The organism is Streptomyces sp. NPDC058646, assembly GCF_042716875.1.
In the GTDB taxonomy this organism is placed as follows: Bacteria; Actinomycetota; Actinomycetes; order Streptomycetales; family Streptomycetaceae; genus Streptomyces.
This window is the reverse complement of the sequence record NZ_JBHXRK010000015.1, coordinates 94,288-121,118: the sequence shown is the minus strand read 5'-3', so window position 1 is coordinate 121,118 and position 26,831 is coordinate 94,288. Positions and strand designations below refer to the sequence as shown.

Sequence of the window (26,831 nt, the reverse complement as noted above, 5' to 3'; positions counted from 1 at the left end):
ATCTCGACGGAGTACACCTTGCACGAAGAGCAGATCCCGACCGACTGGGACGACACCGCCGGCCGGATCGCCGTCGTCGGCATGGCCGGGCGCTTCCCCGGCGCGGACTCGGTAGCGGACCTGTGGGAGCTGCTGGCTTCCGGGACCGAGGCGATCACCCGTTTCTCCCCGGAGGCGCTCCGTGCTTCCGGGGTCCCCCAGGCCCTGCTGTCGGCGCCCGGCTACGTACCCGCCAAGGGGGTGCTGGGGGACGTCGCGGGCTTCGACGCCCAGCTGTTCGGCTACAGCGCGGCCGAGGCGGCGCTCATCGACCCGCAGCAGCGCATCTTCCTGGAGTGCGCCTGGTCCGCGCTGGAGGACGCCGGGTGCGACCCCGACCGTGCCACCGGCCCGGTGTCCGTGTACGCGGGGTCGCTGCTCAGCAGCTACCTCATCCACAACCTGCTGCCGCGCACCGATCTCCAGGCGGCCTACGGGCTGCCGCTGCTCTTCCAGGGCAACCAGGTGGACCAGCTCGCCACCCGGGTCGCGTACAAGCTCAACCTGCGCGGCCCGGCGGTGACCGTGCAGACCGCCTGCTCGACCTCCCTGGTCGCGGTGCACATGGCGGTCCAGAGCCTGCTGAGCGAGGAGTCCGACCTGGCCCTGGCCGGCGGCGTCACGGTCACCGTGCCGCACGAGGCGGGCTACCTGCCGGCCGACGGCGGCATCGAGTCGGCCGACGGGCACTGCCGGCCCTTCGGCGCCGGTGCGAACGGCACGGTGTTCGGCAACGGCGCGGGCGTGGTCGTCCTGAAGCGGCTGGCCGACGCCCTCGCCGACGGTGACCGCGTCCACGCGGTCATCCTCGGTTCCGCGGTGAACAACGACGGTGCGGCCAAGGCCGGTTACACGGCACCCGGCGTCGAGGGCCAGACCGCGGTGATCCGCGAGGCGCTGGCGATGTCCGGGGTCGATCCGCGGACGGTGGGCTACGTCGAGGCCCACGGCACGGGTACCCCGATCGGCGATCCGATCGAGGTCGCCGCGCTGACCGCCGCGTACGGCACCGACGGCGGGCGGGCTCGCTGCGCGCTGGGTTCCGTCAAGTCCAACGTGGGCCACCTGGACGTGGCCGCGGGGGTGACCGGCCTGATCAAGACCATCCTGACCCTGCGGGAGGGGCGGATCCCCGCCAGCCTGCACGCCGAGGAGACGAACGCCGGACTCGGCCTGGCCGAGGGCCCGTTCTTCGTTCCGGGCGAACTCTGCGAGTGGCCCGTGCCGCAGGGCCCGCGACGGGCCGCGGTGAGTGCGTTCGGCATCGGCGGGACCAATGCCCACGTGGTCCTGGAACAGGCCCCGCCCACCGTGCGCCCCGCCGCACCGGCAGGGTCCGGGGGCCCGGTGGCCCTGCCGCTGTCCGCCCGTACGGCGACCGCCCTGGACGCGCTCGCCGGCCGGCTGGCCGACGACCTGGACGCGCACCCCGGTCGGCCCCTGTCCGCCGTGGCCCGCACCCTGCGCTCCGGGCGCCGGGAACTGGGACACCGCCGGGTCGTCGTCGCCCACGGGCCGGGCGAGGCCGCGGCTGCCCTGCGGGCCGGCGGCGTCCGGGACTCGGTCCGCGGCCGGGCCGACCTGGGAGCCGCGCCGGCCGCGTTCCTGCTGCCGGGCCAGGGTGCCCAGTTCGCGGGCATGGCGATGGGCCTGTACGAGGCCGAGCCGGCCTTCCGCGCGGTTCTCGACGAGTGCGGGAAGGTGCTCGCACCGCACATCGGCCGCGATCTGCCCGCGCTGCTGCGCGAGGGCTCCGCCGAGGAGCTGCGCCGGACCTCGCTGACCCAGCCCGCCGTGTTCTCGGTGGGTTACGCACTCGCCCGGCTGCTGGAGGACCGCGGGGTGCGCCCGGCGGCGCTGCTGGGACACAGCCTCGGAGAATTCACCGCGGCGTGCCTCGCCGGGGTCTTCGAACTGCCGGACGCGCTGGCCCTGGTGGCGGCCCGCGGCCGGCTGATGGAGGAGAGCGGGCCGGGGGCGATGCTCGCGGTGCCGCTGGAGGAGGAGCAGGCACTGGCCGCGGCCGCCGAGTACGGCATCGAGGTGGCGGCGCTCAACGGCCCCCGCTCCGCCGTGCTGTCCGGCCCCGCCGACCTGGTGGCCCGGGCGGCCGAGGGGCTGGCCGGGCGCGGGGTGCGGGCGCTGGCCCTGCCGGTGGAGCGCGCCTTCCACAGCCGTCTGTGCGCCGGGGCGGCCGAGCGTTTCGGGGAGGAGCTCGCGGGGGTCGCGCGGCACGCCCCGCAGGTTCCGTTCCTGTCCAACCTGACGGGTGACTGGATCACCCCCGAGCAGGCCGTCGACCCCTCCTACTGGGTGCGGCAGATGCTCTCGCCGGTCCGCTTCCACGACGGTCTGCGCCGGCTGGCCGGCCTCGACGAGCAGCTGGTGCTGGTGGAGACCGGCCCGGGCAGCGTGCTGACCGACCTGGTCGCGGCCGACCGCGAGGACGCGCTGCGGCTGGCCCTGCCGATGATGCCCACCCGGGGCCGGACGGCGACGAGCGAGGCCGCGGCAGCACTGCTGTCGCTGGGCAGCCTGTGGGCTCAGGGCGTACGGGTCGGCTGGGGCGAGCCGGGCGACGGCGGGCCCCGGGCCGTACTTCCCGGTTACCCCTTCGAGCGGGCCAGGCACTGGATCGAGCCGGCCGGCGCGGCCCCCTGGGCGGCAGGAGCACCGGCGCCCGCCGCCGGGTCCGCACCGGCGGAGGTGTTCCACGCCCGGGTGGACTGGCAGGACGCGGGTCCCGCCGACGGCGAGGACCCGTTCGGCGGCCGGCGCTACACCTGGCTGGTGATGCTCGACGCCGAGCAGCGCGTGCAGCCCGTGGTGGACCTGCTCACGGCCCGCGGCCAGATCGTCACCTGTGTGCTGCCCGGTACGGAGTACCGCCGCGTGCGCCGCGGGGTGTACGAGATCGATCCGGCCGACCCCGGCCACTACAGCCGGCTCCTCACCGACCTGCGGGCCCTGGTCCGCACCCCCACGGCCGTGCTGTACGGCTGGGGTTACGGCGCCGGCCCGCAGGACGGCGCGGAGGGCGCGGAAGGAGCCGACACGGCGTACTTCGGGCTGGTCCGGCTGGCCCGGGCGATGGCGGAGAGCGTCCTCAACGACGTGCGCCTCGGTGTGCTGACCGCAGGTGCGTTCGCGGTGGCGGACGGCGAGGGCGCCCACCCGGGTGCCGCGCTGCTGAGCGGCGCCGCGATGGTGCTGCCCGAGGAGTACCGCACCCTGAAGTGCACCCAGGTCGACCTGGCGGGCGACGCCCCGGCGGCGGGCCTGGACGCGGACGGCGCGGCGGCGGTGATCCGCACGCTGCTGGCGTCCGGGGCCCCGGTGGCCGCGGTCCGCGGGGGCCGGGTCCTGGTGCGCGTGCTGCGCGAGGCTCCGCTGGAGGTGCCCGCCGGCCGGCCGCGGCTGCTGCGCGACCGGGGGACGTACGTGATCACGGGCGGGCTGGGCGGGATCGGCGTGACCCTCGCCGGGTACCTGGCCCGGGCCTGCTCCGCGCGGATCGTACTGATCGGCCGCCGCGCCGAGGAGGACCTCGCGGGCGGGACGGCGGACGCCCTGGCGCGGCTGCGCGCCGCGGGCGCCGAGGTGCACACGGAGCGGGCCGACGTCAGCGAGGCCGCCTCGCTGGCCGGGGCGCTCGACCGGGTCCGGCAGCGCTTCGGCCGGATCGACGGTGTCGTGCACGCGGCGGGTGTCCCCGGCGGCGGCTCCGTCGAGCGGCGCACCGACGCCGAGATGCGTGCCGTCCTCGCGCCGAAGGCGCAGGGCGTACGCGTTCTCCTGGACGCGCTGCGTCCCGAGGAGGCCGACTTCCTCGTGCTGTGCTCCTCACTGGCGTCCCTGGTGCCCACCTACGGGCAGGCCGACTACGCGGCGGCCAACGCCTCCCTGGACGCCTTCGCCGCGGCCGAGAACGCCCGCGGCGGGCGGTTCACCCTCTCGGTGAACTGGGACATGTGGTCCGGGGTCGGCATGGCGAGCACCGCCGAAGTGCCCGCGGACCTGCGGGAGTTCCAGCAGACCATGCTGGAGGGGGCGCTCACCCCGGAGCAGGGAGCCCTTGCCTTCGCCGCGCTGCTCGACGGCCGGCCCGGGCAGGCCGTCGTCGCGCGGGCGGGCACCGGCCTCAGCCCCGCGGGACAGCTGGCGGCCGCCGGCCGGCCCGCCGCCGCCGTACCGGCGGGCGCGGCGGCGCCCCGCCCCGACCTGGCCACCCCGTACACCGCGCCCCGGACGGAGACCGAGGAGCGGCTGGCCGTGATCTACGGCCAGATGCTCGGCCTCGAACAGGTGGGCGTGTACGACGACTTCCTCGACCTGGGCGGCCATTCGCTGCTCGCCGCGCAGGTGGTCGCCCGGCTGCGGGCGGAGTTCGACGTGCAGATCCCCGCCCGCGTCTTCTTCGAGGGCGGACGGATCGCGGATCTCGCCGTGGAGATCGAGGAATGCATCATCACTGAACTGGAGAACCATGCCTGACGCAGCAGTTCCGGATTCCGGACGGACTTCCGAGGGGCGCGACAGCCGGCTCTCCAGACTGACGCCGGAGCAGCGCGCCCGGTTCGAAGAGCGCATCCGCGGCCGTGGCGCCGCCCCGGCCGCGGCCTCGGCGGCCCCGGCGCCGGTGCAGCGGCGTGACCGTTCGGTCCCCGCCCCGCTCTCCTTCGGCCAGGAACGCCTGTGGTTCCTGGAGCAGTTGAATCCCGGGCTCGCGGTCTTCAACGAGTACGCGGCGCTGCGGCTGCGCGGGGCGCTCGACGTCCCGGCGCTGCAGGGTGCGCTGGATGCCCTCGTCGACCGCCACGAGGCGCTGCGGACCGTCGTCGCCACGGGCGAGGAGGGTCCCGTACAGCGCGTCCTGGAGGACGCGGCGGCCGCCGGGTTCGCCCTGCGGGTCGTGGACCTGCCCGCCGACCCGGCCGCCGAGCAGGCGGCCGCGGAGGCGGAGGCCGCCCAGCCCTTCGATCTGGTGGCGGGCCCGCTGTTCCGGGCGCTGCTGCTGCGTTCGGCGCCCGACCACGCCCTGCTCGTGATCACCAACCACCACCTGGTGGGTGACGCCTGGTCGCGGTCGGTCCTCATCGACGACCTGCGCGCCCACTACGCGGCGGCGCTGTCGGACGGGTCCCGGCCCGCCCCGCTGGGCGTCCAGTACGCCGACTGGGCGGAGCGGCAGCGGCGGGAGCTGACCGACGAGGCGCTGGCCGCGCCGCTGGCGTACTGGAGGGAGCAGCTGGAGGGGGCGCCGCACCTGCTGGCCCTGGCGACCGACCGGCCGCGCCCCGCCGTGCCCTCCTACCGGGGCGGGCGCATCCACTTCACCCTGGACGCCGCGACGACGGCGGCGGTCGACGAGCTGGCCCGCAGCGCCCGCGCCACCCCGTTCATGGTGACGCTGGCCGCCTGGCAGGCCGTGCTGATGCGCCACTCGGGCCAGGAGGACGTGGTGGTCGGCGTGCCGACCGCGGGCCGTACCTCCGCCGAGTCGGAGTCCATGGTCGGCATGTTCGTCAACAGCCTGGTGGTCCGCTCCGACCTGTCCGGCGACCCCTCGTTCGCGGCGCTCCTCGGCCGGGTGCGCGAGTCCGTCCTGAGCGCCCTCGCCCACCAGCAGGTGCCCTTCGAGCGGCTGGTCCAGGAGCTGCGCCCGGAGCGGGACCTCAGCTACGCCCCGCTCTACCAGGTGCAGTTCGGCTACCGGAACGTGCCGGAGCGGGAGCTGGGCCTGCCCGGCGTCGCCATGGAGGTCGTCGACCTCGACAACGGCGTCTGCCGGGGGGACCTCACCCTGGAGCTGGCGCGTGACGGTGATCTCACGCGCGGCGTCTGCGAGTTCAGCCGCGACCTGTTCGACGCGGAGACCGCCCGGGAGTGGACGGCGACGCTCGCCCGCGTCGTGCGGAGCGCCACCGCAGAGCCGGACCGTGCCCTGTCCGAGCTGCTGGCGCTGTCGCCGGCCGAAGCGGCGGTGCTGGACCTGCCCAACGACACCGCCGCGGCCGTCACGGCCGAGGACGGTGTCCTGCCCGGCTTCGCCCGCCAGGTGCGGGAACGCCCCGGCGCTCCGGCTCTGATCTGCGGGCCGGAGGAGCTGACGTACGGGCAGCTCGACGCCCGGATCGCGGACACGGCCGCCCGGCTGCGGGCGGCGGGTGCCGGGCCGGGGACCCTGGTCGGCCTCTGTCTGCGCCGCGGGACCGATCTGGTGGTGTCCATGCTCGCGGTCCTGCGGGCCGGGGCCGCGTACCTCCCGATGGACCCCTCCTACCCGGCGGCGCGGCTCGCGCACATGGTGCACGACGCCCGGCCGGTGCTGGTCGTCGTCCATGCGGGCTCACGCGCGGCCGCCCCGGCGGAGACCACGCTGCTCGACCTGGACCTCGGCAGCGACGCGGTCGCCGCGCCGGTGGACCCGGCAGCGGAACCGCACGCAGCGTCCCCCGACTCCCCCGCGTACGTGATCTACACCTCGGGCTCCACCGGTACGCCCAAGGGCGTGGTCGTGCGCCGGCGGAACCTGGACAACTTCCTGGTCGCCATGGACGACGTGGTCGGGGCCGGGGAGCCCGTGGGCTGGCTGGCGGTCACCAGCGTCTCCTTCGACATCTCCGTGGTGGAACTCCTGTGGACGCTCAGCCGCGGCCACCGCGTCGTGCTGAGCCCGGACCCCGAGGCGGCGTCCGCGCTTCCCGCGGTCCCCGCCGCCGGCCCGGACCTCTCCGGCGGACCGGCCGAGTCAGGACCGGAGTTCAGCCTGTTCTACTTCTCCAGCGCCCAGCCGGAGTCGGGGCCCGGGCCCGAGCAGTACCGGCTGCTGATGGAGGGCGCGGCGTTCGCCGACGCCCACGGCTTCAGCGGCGTGTGGATGCCCGAGCGGCACTTCCACGCCTTCGGCGGCCCCTTCCCGGCCCCGTCCGTGCTCGCCGCCGCCGTGGCCGCGGCCACGTCGCGCATCGGGCTCCGGGCGGGCAGTGTCGTCCTGCCGCTGCACCACCCGGTCCGTGTCGCCGAGGAGTGGTCGGTCGTCGACAACCTCTCCGGCGGCCGCGTCGGCCTGTCCTTCGCGTCCGGCTGGCACGTCGACGACTTCGTCCTGGCCAAGGACGCGTACGACCGGCGCAACGAACTGCTGGTCAGCGGCATCGACGAGGTGCGCAGGCTGTGGCGCGGTGAGCAGGTGCCCTTCGAGGCCCCCGGCGGCCGGTCGGTGGACATCGCCGTGCTGCCCCGTCCCGTCCAGCCCGAACTGCCCTTCTGGCTCACCTCCTCGGGCAATCCCGAGACCTGCCGGCGGGCGGGTGAGATCGGTGCCCGGCTGCTGACCCATCTGCTGGGCCAGAGCGTGGAGGACCTCGCCGAGCGGATCACCACCTACCGGGAGGCCTGGCGGGCCGCCGGCCACGCCGGCGAGCCGCACGTGACGCTGATGCTGCACAGCTACGTCGGCACCGACGCCGAGGACGTGCGGGCCCGGGCCCGGGAGCCCTTCCGCGCGTACCTGCGCTCCTCCCTCGGCCTGATCGAGAACATGGCCCGCGGCCTCGGCATGGACATCCGGTCGGCGGACTTCACGCCCGAGGACCTGGAGGCTCTGCTCGACCACGCCTGTGCCCGCTACATGCGTGACGGTTCGCTGATCGGCACCGCCGAGGACTGCCTCCCGCTGGTGGAGCGCCTGAGCGCGATCGGCGTGGACGAGCTCGCCTGCCTGGTCGACTTCGGGGTGGACACCGATGCCGTGCTGGCGTCCCTGCCCCGCCTGGACTCCCTGCGACGGGCCGCCTCGGCGGCCCGTGGCGCGGTGTCCTCCGCCACGGCCCCGGCCGCGGAACCGCTCACCGCCCTGATGCGCCGGCATGCCGTCACCCACCTCCAGTGCACGCCGTCACTGGCGCGCACCCTGCTGGACGACGCGGACGCGGACGCGCTGCGCGGCCTGCGGATGCTGCTCCTCGGCGGGGAGCCGCTGGACCGCGAACTGGCGCAGCGGCTGCACGAGCGGCTCGACGCCGACATCCGCAACATGTACGGACCCACCGAGACGACCGTCTGGTCGACGACCGACTCCGTCGCCCCCGGCGGCGCCCCGGTGACGATCGGCAGGCCGCTCGCCAACACCACGGTGTACGTGCTCGACGGCCACCGGCGGCGGGTTCCCGCCGGGGTGCCCGGGGAGCTGCACATCGGTGGGGCGGGCGTCGCCGCCGGCTATCTGGACCGGCCGGGACTGACCGCCGAGCGGTTCGTCCCCGACACCTTCGCCGCGGATCCCTCGGCCCGCCTCTACCGTACGGGCGACGTGGTGCGCACCCTGCGGGACGGCCGGCTGGAGTACCTGTCCCGCACCGACCACCAGGTGAAGATCCGCGGCTTCCGCGTGGAGACCGGCGAGGTGGAGGCCGCGCTGGCGGCCCTGCCGGCCGTGCGCCAGGCCGTCGTGACGGCCCACGGCCTGGGCACCGACCGGGCCGCGCTGACGGCCTACGTGGTCCCGGCCGGTCCTGCCACGGAAGCGGGCGCCCTGCGTGCGGCCCTGTCCGAGCAGCTGCCCGCGTTCCTCGTACCGTCCCGTTTCGTCCTGCTCGACGCGTTCCCGCTGACCAGCAACGGCAAGGTGGACCGTGCGGCGCTGCCCGAACCGGGCACCGCCCTGGCCGGACGGCCGTACACCGCTCCGGTGAGCGCCACCGAGCGGGAGATCGCCGAGATCTGGCGGGTCGCCCTGGAGGCCGACCGGGTCGGCCGGCACGACGACTTCTTCGAGCTCGGCGGTCATTCCCTGCTCGCCACACAGGTCCTGGCGCGGATCCGGCAGGACCTGGCGGTACAGCTGCCGCTGCGGGTGTTCTTCACCTCGCCGACCGTCGCCGACCTGGCCCGTACGGTCGAGGAGCTGCGCGCCGCCGCCGCGCCCGGCGCGGAGCCGTCCGCGGTCGTCCTGCGGTCCGACCCGGGCGCCCGGCACGAGCCCTTCCCGCTCACCGACGTCCAGCGCGCCTACTGGATCGGCCGCAGCGGAGCGGTCGGCGGGGACGTCTCCTGCCACCTGTACGTCGAACTCGACGTCGCGGACGTGGACCTGGACCGGCTCCAGGACGCCTGGCGCGCACTGGTGCGCCGCCACGACGCCCTGCGCCTGGTGGTGGATGCGGACGGGACCCAGCGGGTGCTGGAGTCCGTACCCGACTACGTGGTGGACGGGGAGGACCTGGGCGCGCTCGATTCCGCGGCCCGGGCGGACCGGCTGGAGCGGCTGCGGGACACCATGTCGCACCAGGTGCTCCCCTCGGACCGCTGGCCGCTGTTCGACCTGCGGGCCAGCCGGCTGGGTTCCGGCCGCGTCCGGCTGCACCTGAGCATCGACACGCTGATCGCCGACGGCGGGAGCGTGCGGATCCTCCTCGGTGAGCTGCTCGCCGTCTACCAGGGGAAGCTGACCCCGGGCCCGCTGGAGCTGACCTTCCGGGACTACGTGGTGGCGGACCAGCAGCGGCGTCAGGGCGAGGACTTCGAGCGCGACCTGGCGTACTGGCAGGAGCGGCTGGAGACCCTGCCGCCCGCGCCCCGGCTGCCGCTGCGCACCCAGCCGGAGATGCTGGCGCAGACCCGCTTCGGACGGCGTGAGGAGTACCTGCCCGCGGACGTCTGGGACCGGCTCAAGGCCCGGGCGGCGAAGGAGCGGATCACTCCGTCCGCCGTGGCCCTGACCGCCTACGCACAGATCCTGGGTACCTGGTCGGCCGACGACCGCTTCACCCTCAACCTCACCCTCTTCAACCGGATCGGCGACCACCCCGACCTGCCCTCCCTGGTCGGCGACTTCACCGCACTGAGCCTCTTCGAGGTGGACGGCGGCTGCCGCGGCGCCTTCGGCGAGCGTGCCCGCCGGCTCCAGAAGCGGCTGTGGGAGGACCTGGAGCACCGCCTGGTGAGCGGGGTCCGGGTGGCGCGCGAGCTGATGCAGCGCCGGGGTGCGGCCGAGGCCGCGATGCCGGTGGTCTTCACGAGCGAGCTGGGCGCGGCCGAGGACGGCGGCGGCGCCGCCCTGCGCGAGCTGGGCGCCGAGGTGGTCCACACGATCACCCAGACGCCTCAGGTGTGGCTGGACCACCAGATCTCCGAGGACGCGGGCCGGCTCCGGCTGACCTGGGACGCCGTCGAGGCACTGTTCCCCGCGGGGATGCTGGACGACATGTTCGCGGCGTACACCGCCCTGCTGCGCGCCCTCGCCGACGAGGACGGCTGCTGGGACGACGAGCACCACAGCGTGCTCCCGGCCCGGCAGCAGGACGCCTACCGGGCGCTCAACGCCACCGGCGGGCCGGTGCCTTCCGGTCTGCTCCACGAACCCTTCCTCGCCCAGGCCGCCGCCCGGCCGGACCGGCCCGCCGTCGTGTCCGCCACCGGCACCGTCACGTACGCCGAACTGGAACGGGCCTCCGCCGCGGTGGCCCGGGCCGTACGGGCAGCGGGCGCGGGCCCGAACGACGTCGTGGGCGTGCTGCTCGGCCGCGGCTGGGAGCAGGCCGCGGCCTGCCTCGGCATCCTGCGGGCGGGCGCCGCGTACCTGCCGCTCGACGCCAGGCTGCCGGCCGCCCGGGTGGAGCGGACGCTGCGCCACGCGGGGGCCGTCGGGGCCGTCGTCCTGCCGGAGGGTTCCGCTTCGGCGCAGCTCCCCTCGGACGTGGCGCGGATCGTCTTCGACCCGGCGGCGCCGCACGGGGGTGAGCCGGAGGTGCTCTCCGCCGCCACCGCGGACGACCTGGCGTACGTGATCTACACCTCGGGTTCGACGGGGGAGCCCAAGGGCGTCCTCATCGACCACCGGGGTGCGCTGAACACGGTCACGGACATCAACGAGCGGTTCCGGGTAGGCCCGCAGGACCGGGTGTTCGGCATCTCCGCGCTCGGTTTCGACCTGTCCGTCTACGACCTGTTCGGCACCTTCGCCGCCGGTGCCACGCTGGTGATGCCGGGCGACGACGAGGACCGGGACCCGGTCCGCTGGGCGCAGGCGGTCGCGGAGCACGGCGTGACCGTGTGGAACTCGGTGCCCGCGCTGATGGAGATGCTCCTGACGCACGCGCTGGGCAACACCGCGGCGGACGTGGAGTCGCTGCGGCTGGTCATGCTCAGCGGCGACTGGATCCCCGTCGCGATGCCCGGCCAGATCCGTGAGATCAGCCCGAAGGCACAGGTGATCAGCCTGGGCGGGGCGACGGAGGCGTCCATCTGGTCGGTGCTGCACCCGGTGGACCGGGTCGACCCGGAGCGGCCGAGCATCCCGTACGGCCGTCCGATGCGCAACCAGTCGATGTACGTGCTCGACGAGATGTTCCGGCCGTGCCCGGTGTGGGTTCCCGGTCAGCTGTTCATCGGCGGCATCGGTCTGGCGCTCGGCTACCACCGGGCGCCGGAGCTGACCGGGCGGGCGTTCCCCACCCATCCCGTCACCGGCGAACGGCTCTACCGGACGGGCGACCTGGCCCGGTTGATGCCCGACGGCACGCTGGAGTTCCTGGGGCGTGAGGACTCGCAGGTCAAGGTGCGCGGCATGCGGATCGAGCTCGGTGAGATCGAGGCCGCGCTGGTGCGGACCGACGGGGTGCGGGAGGCGGCCGCCCTGGTCGAGGGCTCGGGCACGGCCGCCGAACTGGTCGCGTACGTCGTCGAAGACCGTACGGACGAGCGTGCGCAAGGCCCGGCGGGCGGGGCGGGCGGTGGGCGTTTCGACGCCGAGCGGCTGCGCCACCTGGAGCTGCGGATGCGTCAGCCGGGCCGCCGTACGGACCTGGCGGACCGCGAGGCCCTGCCGTTCCACGAACCCGCCGACGCGGCGGTGCTGCGCGCCGAGGCCGCGGTGCGGGGCAGTGCGGACGCCTTCGGCCGGGGTCCGGCCGGTGCCGCCGCTCTGCACGCCCTGCTGGCCGTACTGGCTCGCCAGGACGAGTCGGGGGTGCCGAAGTACGGCTACGGCTCGGCGGGTGGGCTGTACCCGGTGCAGGTGTACGTGCACGTCGCTCCCGGCGGTGTGGCGGGCGTACCGGCCGGCACGTACTACTTCGATCCGGCCGGGCCCGCGCTGGTGGGCCTGCGCCAGGACGTGGGGTACGAGCCGGACCTGTTCGGCCCGGCCAACCGGGAACTGGCCGGAGCGGCCGGGTTCGGGATCTACCTGGTCTCGCGCAGTTCGGTGATCAGCCCGGTCTACGGGGGGCTCGCCGACCGGTTCTGCCTGCTGGAGGCCGGTGCCATGGCGCAGTTGCTGCGCCAGCGGGCCGCGGCGTGCGGGCTGGCGCTCCGGCCGGTCGGTGACGTCCACGCCGAGCCGCTGCGCGACGCGCTGTGCCTGGAGGAGGGCCAGTCGGTGCTGCACAGCATGATCGGCGGGCCGGCCGTCACGACGCAGGACGGCGCGGGCCTGGAGGAGCGGCTGCGCGCCGCCCTCGCGGACCGGCTGCCCGTGTACATGGTGCCGCGGCGGATCCACGCCGTCGGGGCGCTGCCGCTGAGCGGCAACGGCAAGGTCGACCGCAAGGCGCTGGCGCGCCGGGCCGCCACGGCCCCGGAGCGGGCGGCCGTCCCTGCAGCGGTCCCGGCAGCGGCGGCTCCTGCGGCCGTCCCGGCCGTGCTTGCGGCGGCCGGGGTGCCGGGCGCCCCGGCCTCCCTCCCGGGTGCGGCGCCGCTCGCCCTGGCCGCGGCCGGGAGCGGCTCGACCGGGCTGCTCGTCAGGCTGTGGCACGAGGTGCTGGGCGAGGAGAGCATCGGTCTGGACACCAACTTCTTCGAACTGGGTGCCAACTCCATCCACCTGGTGCGGGTCCAGCGCCGGATCAGCGAGGAGTTCGGCCGGGAGGTCCCGGTGCTCGAACTCTTCGAGCGCCCGACCATCAGGTCGCTGGCCGCCCTCCTCGACGAGCAGGGACCCTCGGGCACGGGCGGCACGCCCGGGACGCCCGCACCTGGGGTGACCGCACCGGTCACGACCACGCCCGGCACGGCCTCGCCCGAGGTGACCGCGCCCGGCACGGCCGCACCCGCGGCCGCTGCGCTCGACGGCGCGTCCGCCGGGCAGCAGCCGCCCGCCCGGTCACAGCACCATGAACGACGGCGATCCGCCCGGCGCGGCGGATCCGGCAAGGGCACGACCGCATGAGCACGAACAGAGAAGAGATGTCGATGACCGACCAGATGACCGGGGACGCCGGGCAGACGCCCGCCGATCTCCCGGACGCGGTGGCCGTCACCGGACTCGCCTGCCGGTTCCCCGGCGCGGCGGACAGCGCGGAGTTCTGGTCGAACCTGCTGGCCGGGCGCGAGAGCCTGACCTTCCGCACCCCCGAAGAGCTCTCCGCCCTCGGGGTTCCCGCGGAGCGTCTGGCCGACCCGCGTTTCGTGGCCTCCGGTGGCGTGCTGGAGGACACCGACCGCTTCGACGCGGCGTTCTTCGGCATCACTCCGCGCGAAGCGGAGCTGATGGACCCGCAGCACCGGCTGTTCCTGCAGTGCGCCGTGTCGGCGCTGGAGGACGCCGGTCAGCGTCCCGACCGGACCGAGGGCGACATCGGCGTGTACGCCGCGTCCGGCTTCAACTCGTACCTCACGCACCAGCTGCTGCCGTACGCCGCCGAGCTCGGCGACCGCGCGGACGTGCAGTGGCTGGCGGGCAGCGACAAGGACTACCTGGCGACCCAGGTCTCCTACCGGCTGGGTCTCACCGGTCCGAGCCTGAACGTCCAGACCGCCTGCTCCTCCGCCCTCGTGGCCGTCCACCTCGCGGCCGAGGCACTGCTGAGCGGCGAGTGCGACGTCGCCCTGGCCGGGGCGGTGTCGGTCGGCGTGGCCCAGGGGCTGGGCTACGTGCACAGCGAGGGCGGCATCCTCTCCGCGGACGGCCACTGCCGTCCGTTCGACGCCCGGGCCACCGGGACCGTGTTCGGCAGCGGCGTGGGCGCGGTCGTGCTCAAGCGGCTCGCGGACGCCATCGAGGACGGCGACACCATCCGCGCGGTGCTGCGCGGCTCGGCCGTCAACAACGACGGCAACCAGAAGGTCGGCTTCACCGCGCCGAGCACCGGCGGTCAGGTACGGGTCATCACGGCGGCGCAGTCCGTCGCCGGGGTGCGCCCCGAACAGCTGTCCTACCTGGAGGCGCACGGCACCGGCACCGCCCTGGGCGACCAGATCGAACTCGCGGCGCTGCACAAGGTGTTCGCGGACGCTCCGGAGAGCCGGTGCGCGCTGGGCTCGGTCAAGTCCAACGTCGGGCACCTGGACACGGCGGCGGGCATGGCCGGGCTGATCAAGACGGTGCTCACCCTGCACCACCGCACCCTGCTGCCGACCGTGCACTTCGACCGGCCGCACCCGGGTCACGGCCTGGACGGCGGCCGCTTCCGCGTGCTGACCGAGGCCGAGCCGTGGACCGGGCCGGAAGGGGCCATGCTGGCGGGCGTCAGCTCGTTCGGCATCGGCGGCACCAACGCCCACCTGATCCTCCAGGAGCCCCCGCGCCCGGACCGTGCCCGCGGCGCGGCCGCGGACGCCGCGGCGCCCGGGCGGGAGGCGGACGGATGGCAGCTGCTGCCGCTGTCGGCCCGCACCGAGGCGGCACTGGAGCGCAGCGGCGCCGCACTGGCCGGTGCGCTGGCCGGCGCACCGGCGACGCCCCTGCGTGACGCCGCGCACTCGCTCCAGCGGGGGCGGCGCGAGTTCGAGTGGCGCCGCGCGGTCCTGGCCGCGGACGCCGCCGGAGCGGCGGCCGAGCTGACCGGGCCCGCCCGGGGCGTGCCGGCCGCGGGGTCCGGCTCCGGTGCCGTCTACGCCTTCCCCGGCCAGGGCTCCGGTTTCGCCGGGATGGCCGCGGAGGCCTACCGGGCCGAACCGCTGTTCCGTGCCGGGCTCGACCGCGTGCTGGAAGCGCTGCGGCCGTGGACGGACGCCCCGCTGCGCGAGCTGCTGCTCCACCCGGGCCACGAGAACCTGTTCGACCGTACGGAGGTCGCACAGCCCGCGCTGTTCGCCGTCGAGCACGCCCTCGCCTCCTGGTGGGCGGCCGTGGGCATCCGCCCGGCCGCCCTCGTCGGGCACAGCGTCGGGGAGTTCACCGCCGCCTGCCTCGCCGGGGTGTTCTCGCTCGCCGACGCGGCGCGTCTGGTGACCGCGCGCGGCCGGCTGATGGGCGGCCTCCCGCCCGGCGCGATGCTCGCGGTGCCGCTGCCGGAGTCCGAGGTGCGGGCCCTGCTGGGCGACGGCCTGGACCTCGCCGCGGTCAACGCACCGGACCGCTGCGTGGTGGCGGGTGACCCCGGGGCGGTGGAGGAACTGCGCGAGCGGCTCGCCGCCTCCGGCGTGGCCGCGCGCCCGCTGGCCACCCGGCACGCCTTCCACTCCCGCCATGTGGACGCGGTGCTCGCCGAGTTCGGCGCACTGGCCGCGAGCGTCCCGATGCACGCACCGGCGCTCCCCGTCCTCTCCACGGTCACGGGCACCTGGCTGACCCCGCAGGAGGCCTGCTCCCCCGCCTACTGGAGCCGGCAGATGCGCGAGGCCGTCCGCTTCGCCGACGCCATCGCACAGTCCCCCGCCTCCGTACCCGTACTGGAGGTCGGTCCGGGGACCGCCCTGGCCTCGGCCACCCGTCGGACGCTGGGCTCCGGCCGCCAGGTGCTCGCCGGGATCACCCGGGCGGAGCCGGGCCGTCCGCCGAACCGGCTGACCGCGCTCGCCGCCCTGTGGGAGCAGGGCGCGGAGGTCGACTGGGCCTCACTCGGCGACCGCACCGGACTGCGCCGGATCCCCCTGCCGACCTACCCCTTCGAGCCGGACCGCCACTGGTTCGAGCCCACCGGGGAGGCGCGGGCCGTACCCGCCCCGAAGGCGGCCGTACCCGCCGGGGTCGACGGCTGGTTCCGCGCCACCGGCTGGACCCGTTCGACCCCGCCGGCCGCCGCACCCCGGCCGCTCGGCACCGTACTGCTGCTGGCCGACGGCTCGGGCCTGGGCGCGGAGCTGGCCCGCAGGCTCACCGAGGCCGGTTCCGAGGTGCTGGTGGCGCGCGTCGCCGACGCCCCGCTGCCGCCCGCGACGCTGACCGTGTCGCCGGAGGGCTACGTGCTGCGCCCCGACGACCGTGAGGCGTTCCAGGCCCTCGCCGCCGACCTCGCGGAGCGCGGCAGCGTCCCGGACGTCGTCCTCGGCTGCTGGGCCGTGGACGACCCGGAGCTGTCCGGCGCCGGGCCCGGCGCCGTGGGCGCGGCCGCCTCCGCGGCCGTCACCACCCCGGTGTTCCTCGTCCGTGCCCTGAGCGAGGCCTTCCCCGGTCACCCGGTGCGGATGCTCTTCGTGACCGACGCGGCGCAGGCCGTCGGCGGTCAGCCGCCCCGCACCCCGCACTCCGCCGCGGTCCTCGGCCCGGTACGGGTGATCCCGCTGGAGGCCCCGCTGTTCGCGGTGCGCGCGGTGGACCTCGACTGCCCGTCCCGCGTCCCGGCCGCGCTCGCCAAGGCCGCCGGTGCGGTGCTGGCGGAGCTGTACGCCGAGTCCGCCTGGGAGGGCCCCGAGCCCCTGGTGGCGCTGCGCGGCCGCGGCCGCTGGACACCCGCCCTGGGCCGGCCCGAACTGGCCCCGGTGCAGGACGCCCCGGTGCTGCGCGACGGCGGTACCTACCTCGTCACCGGCGGTCTGGGCGGCATCGGCCGCGCGGTCGCCGAATGGTGCGCCGCCGGGACCGCTCACTGCACGCTCGTCCTGGTCACCCGGCGGCCCGTTCCCGACGGCCCGCACTGGACGGTGATCCGCCCCGAGGGTGCGGGCGCGGCGCCCGGCGAGACGGTCGCCCCGGAACTGGCCTCCTGGTTCGCCTCGCTGGCCGCCGACGGTGCGGCGGTCCGTGTCGTCCAGGCCGATGTCGCCGACGCCGAGGGCCTCGGCGCGGCGCTGGCCCGGGTGCGTGCGGCGGACGGCCCGCTGGACGGCGTCGTGCACGCCGCCGGCGTGCCCGGCGGCGGCGTGGTCTCGCTGCGCACCGCCGGGGAGATCGCCCGGGTCCTCGATCCCAAGGTCCGCGGCACGGTCGTGCTGCACCAGCTCACCCGGGACGACGCCCCCGACTTCTTCGTGATGTTCTCCTCGGCGATGGCCATGGTCGGGGCCCCCGGGCAGGTCGACTACGCCGCCGCGAACGCCTTCCTCGACAGCTTCGCGCACACCGCGGACACCGCGGTCTCGATCGGCTGGGACCGGTGGTCCGAGGTGGGCATGGCCGTGCGGGGCGGCGCTCCCTCCTGGACCGGCGGCGAGCCCGTCGAGCACCCCCTGTTCGACTTCCGCCGCACCGGCACCGCCGAGGGCGGGAAGCCGTTCCTGGAGCTGCGGGTGCGGCGCGGCGCGCACACCGAGTGGCTGTCGGACGAGCACCTCCTCGGTGGCGAGCCCGTGCTGCCCGGCACGTCGCTGCTGGACCTGGCGACCGCCGCGTTCCGCCTCACCGCGGGCCCCGGGCCCGCCGAGCTGCGCGACGTGGCCTTCGCGCAGCCGGTGCGCGTCCCCGGGGACACCCACCCGGAGGTGACCGTACGGCTGCTGCCGCGCGCAGACGGGTACGACTGGTCGGTCACCTCCGCGCAGTCCCCTTCGCACGCGCACGCGCAGGGCTTCGTGACGGCGTACGGCGGTCCGCCGCCGTCGCCCGTGGCGCTGGACGAGGCCGCGCAGCGGTGCGGCGAGCCGCTGCCGCTGGCGCCGGGCGGCGCACGGGGCGGGGCGGGGCTGAGCACCGGCCCCCGCTGGGAGAGCCTCACCGAGGCCCGGCAGAGCGAGCGGGAGGGCTTCCTGGCGCTGCGTCTGCCCGAGGCCTTCCACGGCGACCTGGCGGTCCATCCGCTGCACCCGGCGCTGCTCGACGTGGCGACCGGTGCCGTCGTCGCGCGCACCGGCACCCACCTCCCGGTGGCGTACCGCAGCCTGGTGGTCCACCGCGACCTGCCCGCCGAGGTGCGCGTCACCACCTTCCAGCGCGAGGGCGGCGGGCCCGAGGACACCATCGTCGTCGACCTGGTGCTGGCCGGTACGGACGGTCTGCCCGCCGTCACCGTCGAGGGGTTCGTCCTGCGCCCCGCGCCCTCCGGCGCCCCGCGCGGGAGGGAACCGGAGGAGCTGGGCATCCCGACGCGCGACGGCCTGCGCGCCCTGGAGCGGGTGCTCGCCAACCAGCACCTGCCGCACCTGGTGATCAGCCCGCGCGCCGGCCACTGGGACCGGCCGCGGGCCGCCGCCCGGCCGAAGGCGAAGCCGGGCGGTTCCCGGCGCGCCGCCGCCGCGGGCGGTGCTCCGCACGACGCGACCGAGCAGCAGATCGCCGACGTCTGGAGCCGGCTGCTGGGAATCGGCGGCATCGGCCTCGACGACAACATCTTCGAGCTCGGCGGGGACTCCCTGCTGATCGTGCAGGCAGCCGCCGAATGCCAGCGCCTGGGGCTGGCGGTGTCCCCCGGTGACATCTTCGAGCTGCCCACCGTCGGCCGGCTCGCCGAGCGGCTGCGGACCAAGGCCGCGGCAGCCGCGGCGGAGGACGTCGCCCCGGCGGTGGCCGCCGGATTCGCCGTGGCCGCCGCCGGGCGTCCGGAGGACATCCCGCTCTCCTTCGCCCAGTCCGCCCTGTGGTTCCACGGGAAGCTCCAGGGGGCGACTCCGGCGTACAACATGCCGTCCGCGATCCGTCTGTCCGGCGCGCTCGACCGTGCGGCGCTGCAGGCCGCGCTGCTCGACGTCACGGAGCGCCACGAGAGCCTGCGCACGGTCTTCCCGGACCGGGAGGGCGTGCCCTACCAGCACATCCTGAGCACCGAGGAGGCTGCGCCCCGGCTGGTGCACTCGCGTACCACCGAGGAGCGGCTCCCCGGGGAGCTCGCCGAGGTGGCCCGCTACCCGTTCGACCTCGCCGCCGAACCGCCGCTGGTCACCCACCTGTTCGAGCTGGCGCCCGAGGAGCACGTGCTGATCCTCGTCCTGCACCACATCGCGGGCGACGGCTCCTCGATGGCTCCGCTGGCCCGCGACATGATCGGCGCGTACCTGGCGCGCACGGCCGGCGAGGCACCGGAGTGGGAGCCGCTGCCGCTCCAGTACGCCGAGTTCGCCCTGGGACAGTACGAGCGCCTCGGCGACCTCGCGGACCCGGAGAGCGTCGGCGGGCGCCAGCTGGCCTTCTGGCGCGAGGCCCTGCACGACCTGCCGGAACACCTGCCGCTGCCCACCGACCGGCCGCGTCCGGCGGCCATGTCCTACGAGGGCGCCATCGTCCGGCACGACATCCCGGCCGCCGTGCACGAGGCCATGCTGGGTCTGGCCCGCGCGAACCGGGTCAGCCTCTTCATGGTGCTGCAGGCCGGCATCACCTCGCTGCTGTCGCAGCTGTCCGGCACCACCGACATCAGTCTCGGCACCCCGGTCGCGGGCCGTGCCGACGCCGTACTGGACGATCTCGTCGGCTACTTCGTGAACCCGCTGGTGCTGCGCGTCGACACCTCGGGCGAGCCCAGCTTCCGGGAGCTGCTGCGGCGCGTGCGGCGCACCGACCTGAAGGCGTTCGCACACCAGGAGATGCCCTTCGAGCAGCTCATCGAGGAACTCAATCCCCGGCGCTCGCTGTCCTGGCACCCGCTGTTCCAGGTCATGCTGGCCTTCCAGAACACCCCCGAGGTGACGCTCGACCTGCCGGGCGTGACCCTGTCCGACGAGGACGTGGACACCACCGGGACCAAGTTCGACCTGTCCTTCGGCATCAGCGAGCAGCGTGCCGGTGACGGCGCCGCCGCCGGGCTCAAGTGCTTCGTCGAGTACAGCTCCGACCTGTTCGACCGCAGCACCGTCGTCACCATGATGGACCGCCTCCAGGGGCTGTTCGAGGCGGTGCTCGCCGACCCCGACCGGCCGGTCTCCGGTGCCGACCTGTTCACCGAGGGGGAGCGCCGGCAGGTGCTGGAGGACTGGCGCGGTACGCGCCGGCCGCTGCCCGCCGCCTCCTTCGCCGACCTGTTCGAGGAGCGTGCCGCGGCCGTCCCGGAGGCGACCGCGCTGGTCGCGCAGGACGGCCGGCTGGACTTCGCCGGGCTCAACGCGCGGGCGAACCGCCTGGCACGGCTGCTGATCGAACGGGGCGCCGGCCCCGAGCGGTACGTGGTCCTGGCGCTGCCCCGGACCACCGAGCTGATCGTGGGCCTGCTCGCAGTGCTCAAGACCGGCGGCGCCTACGTGCCGGTCCTCACCGACCAGCCGGCCGAACGCCTGGCGCACATCTACGCCGATGCGCGCCCCGTCTGCACCCTGACCACCGGTGAGCTGGCCGGCCGGATCCCCGCCGGGGCTCCTTCCCTGCTGGTCGACGCCCCGGAGGTGCGGGCCGTCCTGGAGGGTGCGCAGGACGGCGGGAACGTACGCGACGAGGAGCGCCTCGCCCCCGCCTCACCGGCCCACCCGGCCTACCTCATCTACACCTCGGGGTCGACGGGTCTGCCGAAGGCCGTCGTCGTCGAGGACCGGAACCTGACCGCCCTCTTCCACGCCCATCACCACCAGTTCATCGGACCCGAGGTGGCGGCCCACGGAGGCCGCCGGTTCCGTGCCGCGCTGGTTCCCGCGCTCACCTTCGACACGGCGATCGAACCGCTGCTGTGGATGGCGGCCGGGCACGAGATGCACCTGCTCTCCGATGAGGTCCGCCACGATCCGGCGGCTCTCGTCGGGTACGTGGGGCGGGAGCGGATCGACTTCCTCGACGTCACTCCCTCCTACCTGCCGCAGCTGCTCACCGAAGGCCTGCTGCCCGCCGAGGGGCACCGCCCGCCGGTGCTCATGCTGGGCGGCGAGGCCGTGGGCGAGGGCCTGTGGCAGCGTCTGGCCACCGAGCCGGGCGTGCACGCGTACAACTTCTACGGCCCCACCGAGACCACCATCGACGCGGTGTTCTGCCGGATGCGCGCGGACGAGGCTCCCTCGATCGGCCGGCCCCTGGAGAACCTGGGCGCCTACGTCCTGGACGGCGCGCTGCGCCCGGTGCCCGCGGGCGTGCCCGGCGAGCTGTACCTGGCCGGCGCCCAGCTCGCGCGCGGCTACCTCGGCCGCCCGGACCTGACGGCCGAACGGTTCGTCGCCGACCCCCACGGTGCTCCGGGCGCCCGCATGTACCGTACGGGCGACCTCGCCCGCTGGCGCCGCGACGGCGCCCTCGAATACCTCGGCCGCGCCGACGACCAGGTCAAGATCCGCGGCCTGCGGATCGAACCGGGCGAGATCGAGTCGGCGCTCACCGCGTGCCCCGGCATCGGTCAGGCCGTGGTCGTCGTCCACCGGGACTCCGCCGGCGAGAGCCGGCTCGTCGCCTACACCGTCGACGCCAAGGACCGGACGGACACCGCAGGCGAGCAGGGACGGCCCGCACCGGGCACCGATCCGGCGACCCTGCGCGACCTGCTCGCCGCCCGGCTGCCCGACTACATGGTCCCGTCCGCCTTCGTCACGGTCGACGAGATCCCGCTGACCTCGACGGGCAAGCTCGACCGGCGGGCGCTGCCCGCACCGGTCCTGCGGGCGGCGGCGGTGGGGCGGGCTCCCCGGGACGCCCGCGAACAGGTGCTCTGCGAGCTGTTCGCGGAGGTGCTGGGCCTCCCGTCCGTCGGCATCGACGACGACTTCTTCGCCCTGGGCGGCCACTCGCTGCTGGCCACCCGCCTGATCAGCCGGACCCGTTCGGTCCTCGACGCCGAACTGCCCATCCGGGCCGTATTCGAGGCGCCCACCGTCGCCGGCCTCAGCCGTCTCCTGGACCGCGGGCGGCGCCGGCCGGCGCTGCGCGCGCTGCCCCGGCACGGCGACGTCCCGCTCTCGTACGCGCAGCGCCGCCTGTGGTTCCTGGAGCGGCTGGAGGGCGTCGGCGAGGCCTACCACATCCCGCTCCGGCTGCGGCTCTCCGGTGTCCTGGACACCGCGGCCCTGGCCGCGGCGCTGGCCGACGTGGCCGAGCGCCACGAGAGCCTGCGCACCGTCTTCCCCGAGGTGGACGGCGTGCCCCGGCAGGTCGTGCTCGCGCCCGGCCGGGCCCGGCCCCCGCTGCCGGTGGTCCGGGTGACGGAGGACGAGCTGGCCGGGGAGCTCGCGGCCGTGGCCGCCCGCCCCTTCGACCTGTCCACCGAACCGCCGCTGCGGGCCGCCCTGTTCGAGCTGGCCGACGAGGAGCACGTCCTGCTGGTGGTCCTGCACCACATCGCGGGCGACGGCTGGTCGATGAAGCCGCTGGCCCGTGATCTGGCCCAGGCCTACCGCGCCCGGTTCGCGGGCACCGTGCCGCAGTGGCCCGAGCTGCCCGTGCAGTACGCCGACTACACCCTGTGGCAGGCCGAACTGCTCGGCGACGAAGGGGTACCGGACAGCCTGGCCGCGCAGCAGCACGACCACTGGGCCCAGGCCCTCGCCGGGCTGCCCGAGGAGCTGGTCCTGCCCACCGACCGGCCCCGGCCGGCGCTGGCGAGCCACCGCGGCGCCACGGTCCCGTTGCACTTCGGCGCCGCCCTGCACCAGGACCTGGTGACACTGGCCCGCGAGAGCCAGGCGAGCGTCTTCATGGTGGTGCAGGCCGCACTGGCCGCACTCCTGTCGAAGCTGGGTGCCGGTACGGACATCCCGCTCGGCACGCCGGTCGCGGGCCGTACCGACGACGCCCTCGACGATCTGGTCGGCTTCTTCGTCAACACCCTGGTGCTGCGCACGGACACCTCCGGGGACCCGACCTTCCGGGAGCTCCTGCACCGGGTGCGCGAGGTGGACCTGGCGGCGTACGCCCACCAGGACCTGCCCTTCGAGCGCCTGGTGGAACTGGTCAACCCGGAGCGGTCGCTGTCCAAGCACCCGCTGTTCCAGGTCGCCCTGGCCGTGGACAGCACGGCCGACGCACTGCTGGAGCTGCCCGGGCTGCACGTGGAGGACGTCCCGTCCGCCTCGGTGTCCGCGAAGTTCGACCTGTCGGTCCTGCTGAGCGAGGACCGGGACGCGCAGGGCGCCCCGGCCGGGATGTCCGGCGTCCTGGAATTCAGCCTCGACCTGTTCGACCCGGAGTCCGCCGAGCTGATCGCGGCGCGGCTGCGCCGACTGCTGGAGTCCGCCGTGGCGGCCCCGGACCGGCCCCTGTCCGAGGCCGGGATCCTCACCGGCGAGGAGTACGAACGCCTGGTGACGGGCTGGAACGACACCGCGGCCGACCTGCCCGACCTGACCTTGGCGGACCTGCTCGCGGACCAGGCGCGGCGCTCGCCGGAGGCCACCGCGGTGGTCTTCGACGACGAGTCGCTCACCTACCGCGAGCTGGACGCCCGGGCCGGCCGGCTGGCGAACCTGCTCGGTTCGCTGGGCGTGGGCCCGGAGAGCCTGGTCGCGGTGGCCCTGCCCCGCTCGGCCGAACTGGTCGTGGCGCTGTGCGCGGTGCTGAAGGCCGGTGGGGCGTACGTGCCCGTCGACCCCGAGTACCCGGCGGAGCGGATCGCGTACATGCTGGCCGACGCGGCTCCGGCCGCCGTCCTGACCACGCGGGAGCTCGCGGCGGTCCTGCCCCGCGCGGGAGGGGCCCCGGTGGTGGAACTCGACGCACCGGACACCCTCCGGCGGCTCGCGGACCTCCCGGAGGCGCACGCGCCGCAGACGGCGCTCTCCCCCGCCCACGCGGCGTACCTGATCTACACCTCGGGTTCCACCGGCCGGCCCAAGGGCGTGCTGGTCCCGCACGAGGGCATCGTCAACCGGCTCCTGTGGATGCAGCACGCGTACGGCATCACGGCACAGGACCGGATCCTGCAGAAGACCCCCTCCAGCTTCGACGTTTCGGTGTGGGAGTTCTTCTGGCCGCTGATCAGCGGTGCCACGCTGGTGGTGGCGCGCCCCGGCGGGCACCGTGACCCGGCCTACCTGGCGGGGATCATCCGCTCGGCCGGGATCACCACCGTGCACTTCGTGCCGTCCATGCTCGACGTCTTCCTGCGGGAACCCGCGGCAGCCGCCTGCACGGGACTGCGCCGGGTGCTGTGCAGCGGTGAGGAGCTGCCGCCCCGGACGGAGCAGCTGCTGCGCGCCACTCTGGGGGCCGAGCTGCACAACCTGTACGGCCCCACCGAGGCTTCCGTCGACGTGACCTCCTGGCACTGCGAGGACGACGGCACGGGACGTCCGGCGCCGATCGGCCGACCGGTGTGGAACACCGGTGTCCACGTACTGGACGACGCGCTGCGTCCGGTGCCCGTGGGGGTTCCCGGCGAGCTGTACCTGACGGGCGTCCAGCTGGCGCGCGGCTACCTCGGCCGCCCCGACCTGACGGCCGAGCGGTTCGTCGCCAGCCCCTACGGAGCCCCCGGCACCCGCATGTACCGCACGGGCGACCTCGCGCGCCGACGGGCCGACGGAGCCGTCGAGTACCTGGGCCGCGCCGACGGCCAGGTCAAACTGCGCGGTTTCCGGATCGAGACGGGCGAGATCCAGGCGCGGCTCGCGGAACACCCGGCGGTCGACCTGGGCGCGGTGGTGGTCCGGGAGGACCGCCCGGGCGACCGCCGCCTGACCGGGTACGTGGTACCCGACGAGCGGCGTGCCGGTCCCGTACGGGAGTTGGCCCGGATGGCTGCGGTCGGCGAGACGGAGGGGCTCGAACTGCACCGGCTGCCGAACGGCATGACCGTGTTCGGCCACAACCCTTCGGAGGTGGCCTTCCTCTACCAGGAGGTCTTCGAGCGGGAGGAGTACGTCCGGCACGGGCTGACGCTGCCGGAGGACGCGATCGTCTTCGACGTCGGCGCCCACATCGGTTTCTTCTCCCTGTTCGTGGCCCGCACCTGTCCCCGGTCGACGGTGTACGCGTTCGAGCCGATCCCCGACCTGTTCGCGATGCTGTCGCGCAACGCGCGGCTGCACGGCGCCGACATCCGGCCGTTCAACAACGGCATGGCCGAGGTGCCGGGCGCGGCCCGCTTCACCTACTACCCGCAGCTGTCCATCCTGTCCGGCCGGTTCGGCGCGGAGGCGGACGAGCGGGCGGTGGTCGAGGCGTACGTGCGCAACGAACTGGCGGCCCGGGGCGACGGCTCGGGTCCGGAACCCGAACTCGACTCCGTCTTCGACGAGCTGCTGACCGAAAGGCTGCGCAGCGTGCAGGTGGACTGTGCGCTGAGGACCGTCTCCGACCTGGTCACCGAGCAGCAGGTGCCCCGCATCGACCTGTTGAAGATCGACGCGGAGAAGAGCGAGCTGGAGATCCTGCGCGGCGTGCTGCCCGAGCACTGGCCGCTGATCCGCCAGGTCGTGGCGGAGGTCCACGACGTCGACAGGCGTCTCGCTGAGGTCACCGGGCTGCTCACGGCCCAGGGCTTCCGGGTGGCGGCCGACCGGCCCTCGGCGCTGGCCGACACCGATCTGGTGAACGTCTTCGCCGTCCGCCCGGACGCCCCGGTCGCGCAGCGGCCGCAGGGCTGGGCCTCGGCGGGCTCGGCCCGGCCGGCGGACCGCTGGTGCGATCCGGCGGAACTGGCGGAGGAGCTGCGCGCCGACCTCGGCAGGCGGCTTCCCGAGTACATGGTCCCGGCGTCGCTGGTGTTCCTGGACCGGCTCCCCGTGACCTCCAACGGGAAGCTGGACCGGCGTGCGCTGCCCGCCCCCGAGGCCGTCGCGGCGGCTCCCGCCAGGGGTCCGCGCACGGAGACGGAGCGGGCTCTGTGCGCCCTCTTCGCCGAGGTGCTCGGGCGCACGGAGGTCGGCGCCGAGGAGGACTTCTTCTCCGCGGGCGGCCACTCGCTGCTCGGCATCCAGCTGATCAACCGGATCCGGACGGAGCTGGGGGCTGAGGTCGCGGTGCGTTCGCTGTTCGCGGCGCCGACCCCCGCGTCCCTCGGCGCGTTCCTCGACGGGGACGCGGAGGCCGGTGCCGCCCGGGGTTCCTCGGGTCCTTCCGGCCTGCTGCCGCTGCGGGTGGGCGGCGCGGGAAGCCCGCTGTTCTGCGTCCACCCGGTCGAGGGCACCAGCCTGGGGTATGCGGGGCTGCTCCCCCATCTGCGGGCGGAGCAGCCCGTGTACGGCCTCCAAGCCCGCGGACTCGACGGGTACGGGACCGTCCCGGCGACGCTCGGGGACATGGCCGCGGACTACGTGCGGCAGATCCGCTCGGTGCAGCCCGAGGGCCCTTACCGGTTGCTGGGCTGGTCCTTCGGCGGTGTGGTCGCCCACGAGATGGCCGTCCGGCTCCAGGAGGACGGGCAGGAGGTCTCCCTGCTCGCCCTGATGGACAGCTACAGCGGCGACGGCTCCGGACCCGAGGTGTCGGAGGCCGAGGTGCTCGCCGTCCTGCTGGCGGCCTCGGGGGCGCCGGCGGCCGGGGCGGCGGCGCTCGACCGGTCCGCGGTGGTCGGACAACTGCGGCGCGGCGACGGGTACCTCTCCGTGCTCGACGAAGCGCAGCTGTCCAGGACGATCGACGTCTGCCGTGCGCATGCCACCCTCATGAACCGGTTCGCGTCGCGGAAGTTCGACGGCGACCTGCTGTTCTTCACGGCGGAGCTGGAGGAGACGGACGGGGCCGGACCGGTGGAGGGCTGGCGCGGGCACGTGACCGGACGGATCGAGGAGCACCGCATCCGCAGCCGCCACCTGGAGATGACCCGGGCCGCTCCGATCGCCGAGATCGGCCGGCTGCTCGACGGGAGGCTGAACACGGGCTGAGGCGGGCGGTACGTGCGGAGCGCCCGGCCGGG

General features: G+C 75.1%; 3 protein-coding genes. All 3 read left to right on the top strand.

Annotated elements, in window-relative coordinates; all coding sequences use genetic code 11:
* Positions 1–18 precede the first annotated feature (18 nt).
* From ACFWUZ_RS19755 to ACFWUZ_RS19745, 3 genes are read left to right on the top strand one after another with little or no spacing between them, the layout of a single operon-like run.
* Complete coding sequence (locus ACFWUZ_RS19755; RefSeq protein ID WP_384374086.1) at positions 19–4,533, top strand: SDR family NAD(P)-dependent oxidoreductase; 4,515 nt, start codon at positions 19–21, stop codon at positions 4,531–4,533.
* Positions 4,526–13,210, top strand: a complete 8,685-nt coding sequence (locus tag ACFWUZ_RS19750; protein WP_384374083.1) for an amino acid adenylation domain-containing protein — start codon at positions 4,526–4,528, stop codon at positions 13,208–13,210. The genes ACFWUZ_RS19755 and ACFWUZ_RS19750 overlap by 8 nt, the downstream gene beginning before the upstream one ends.
* On the top strand, positions 13,207–26,799 hold the full coding sequence (locus tag ACFWUZ_RS19745; protein ID WP_384374079.1) for an amino acid adenylation domain-containing protein: 13,593 nt from the start codon (positions 13,207–13,209) through the stop codon (positions 26,797–26,799). The genes ACFWUZ_RS19750 and ACFWUZ_RS19745 overlap by 4 nt, the downstream gene beginning before the upstream one ends.
* Positions 26,800–26,831: the final 32 nt, after the last annotated feature.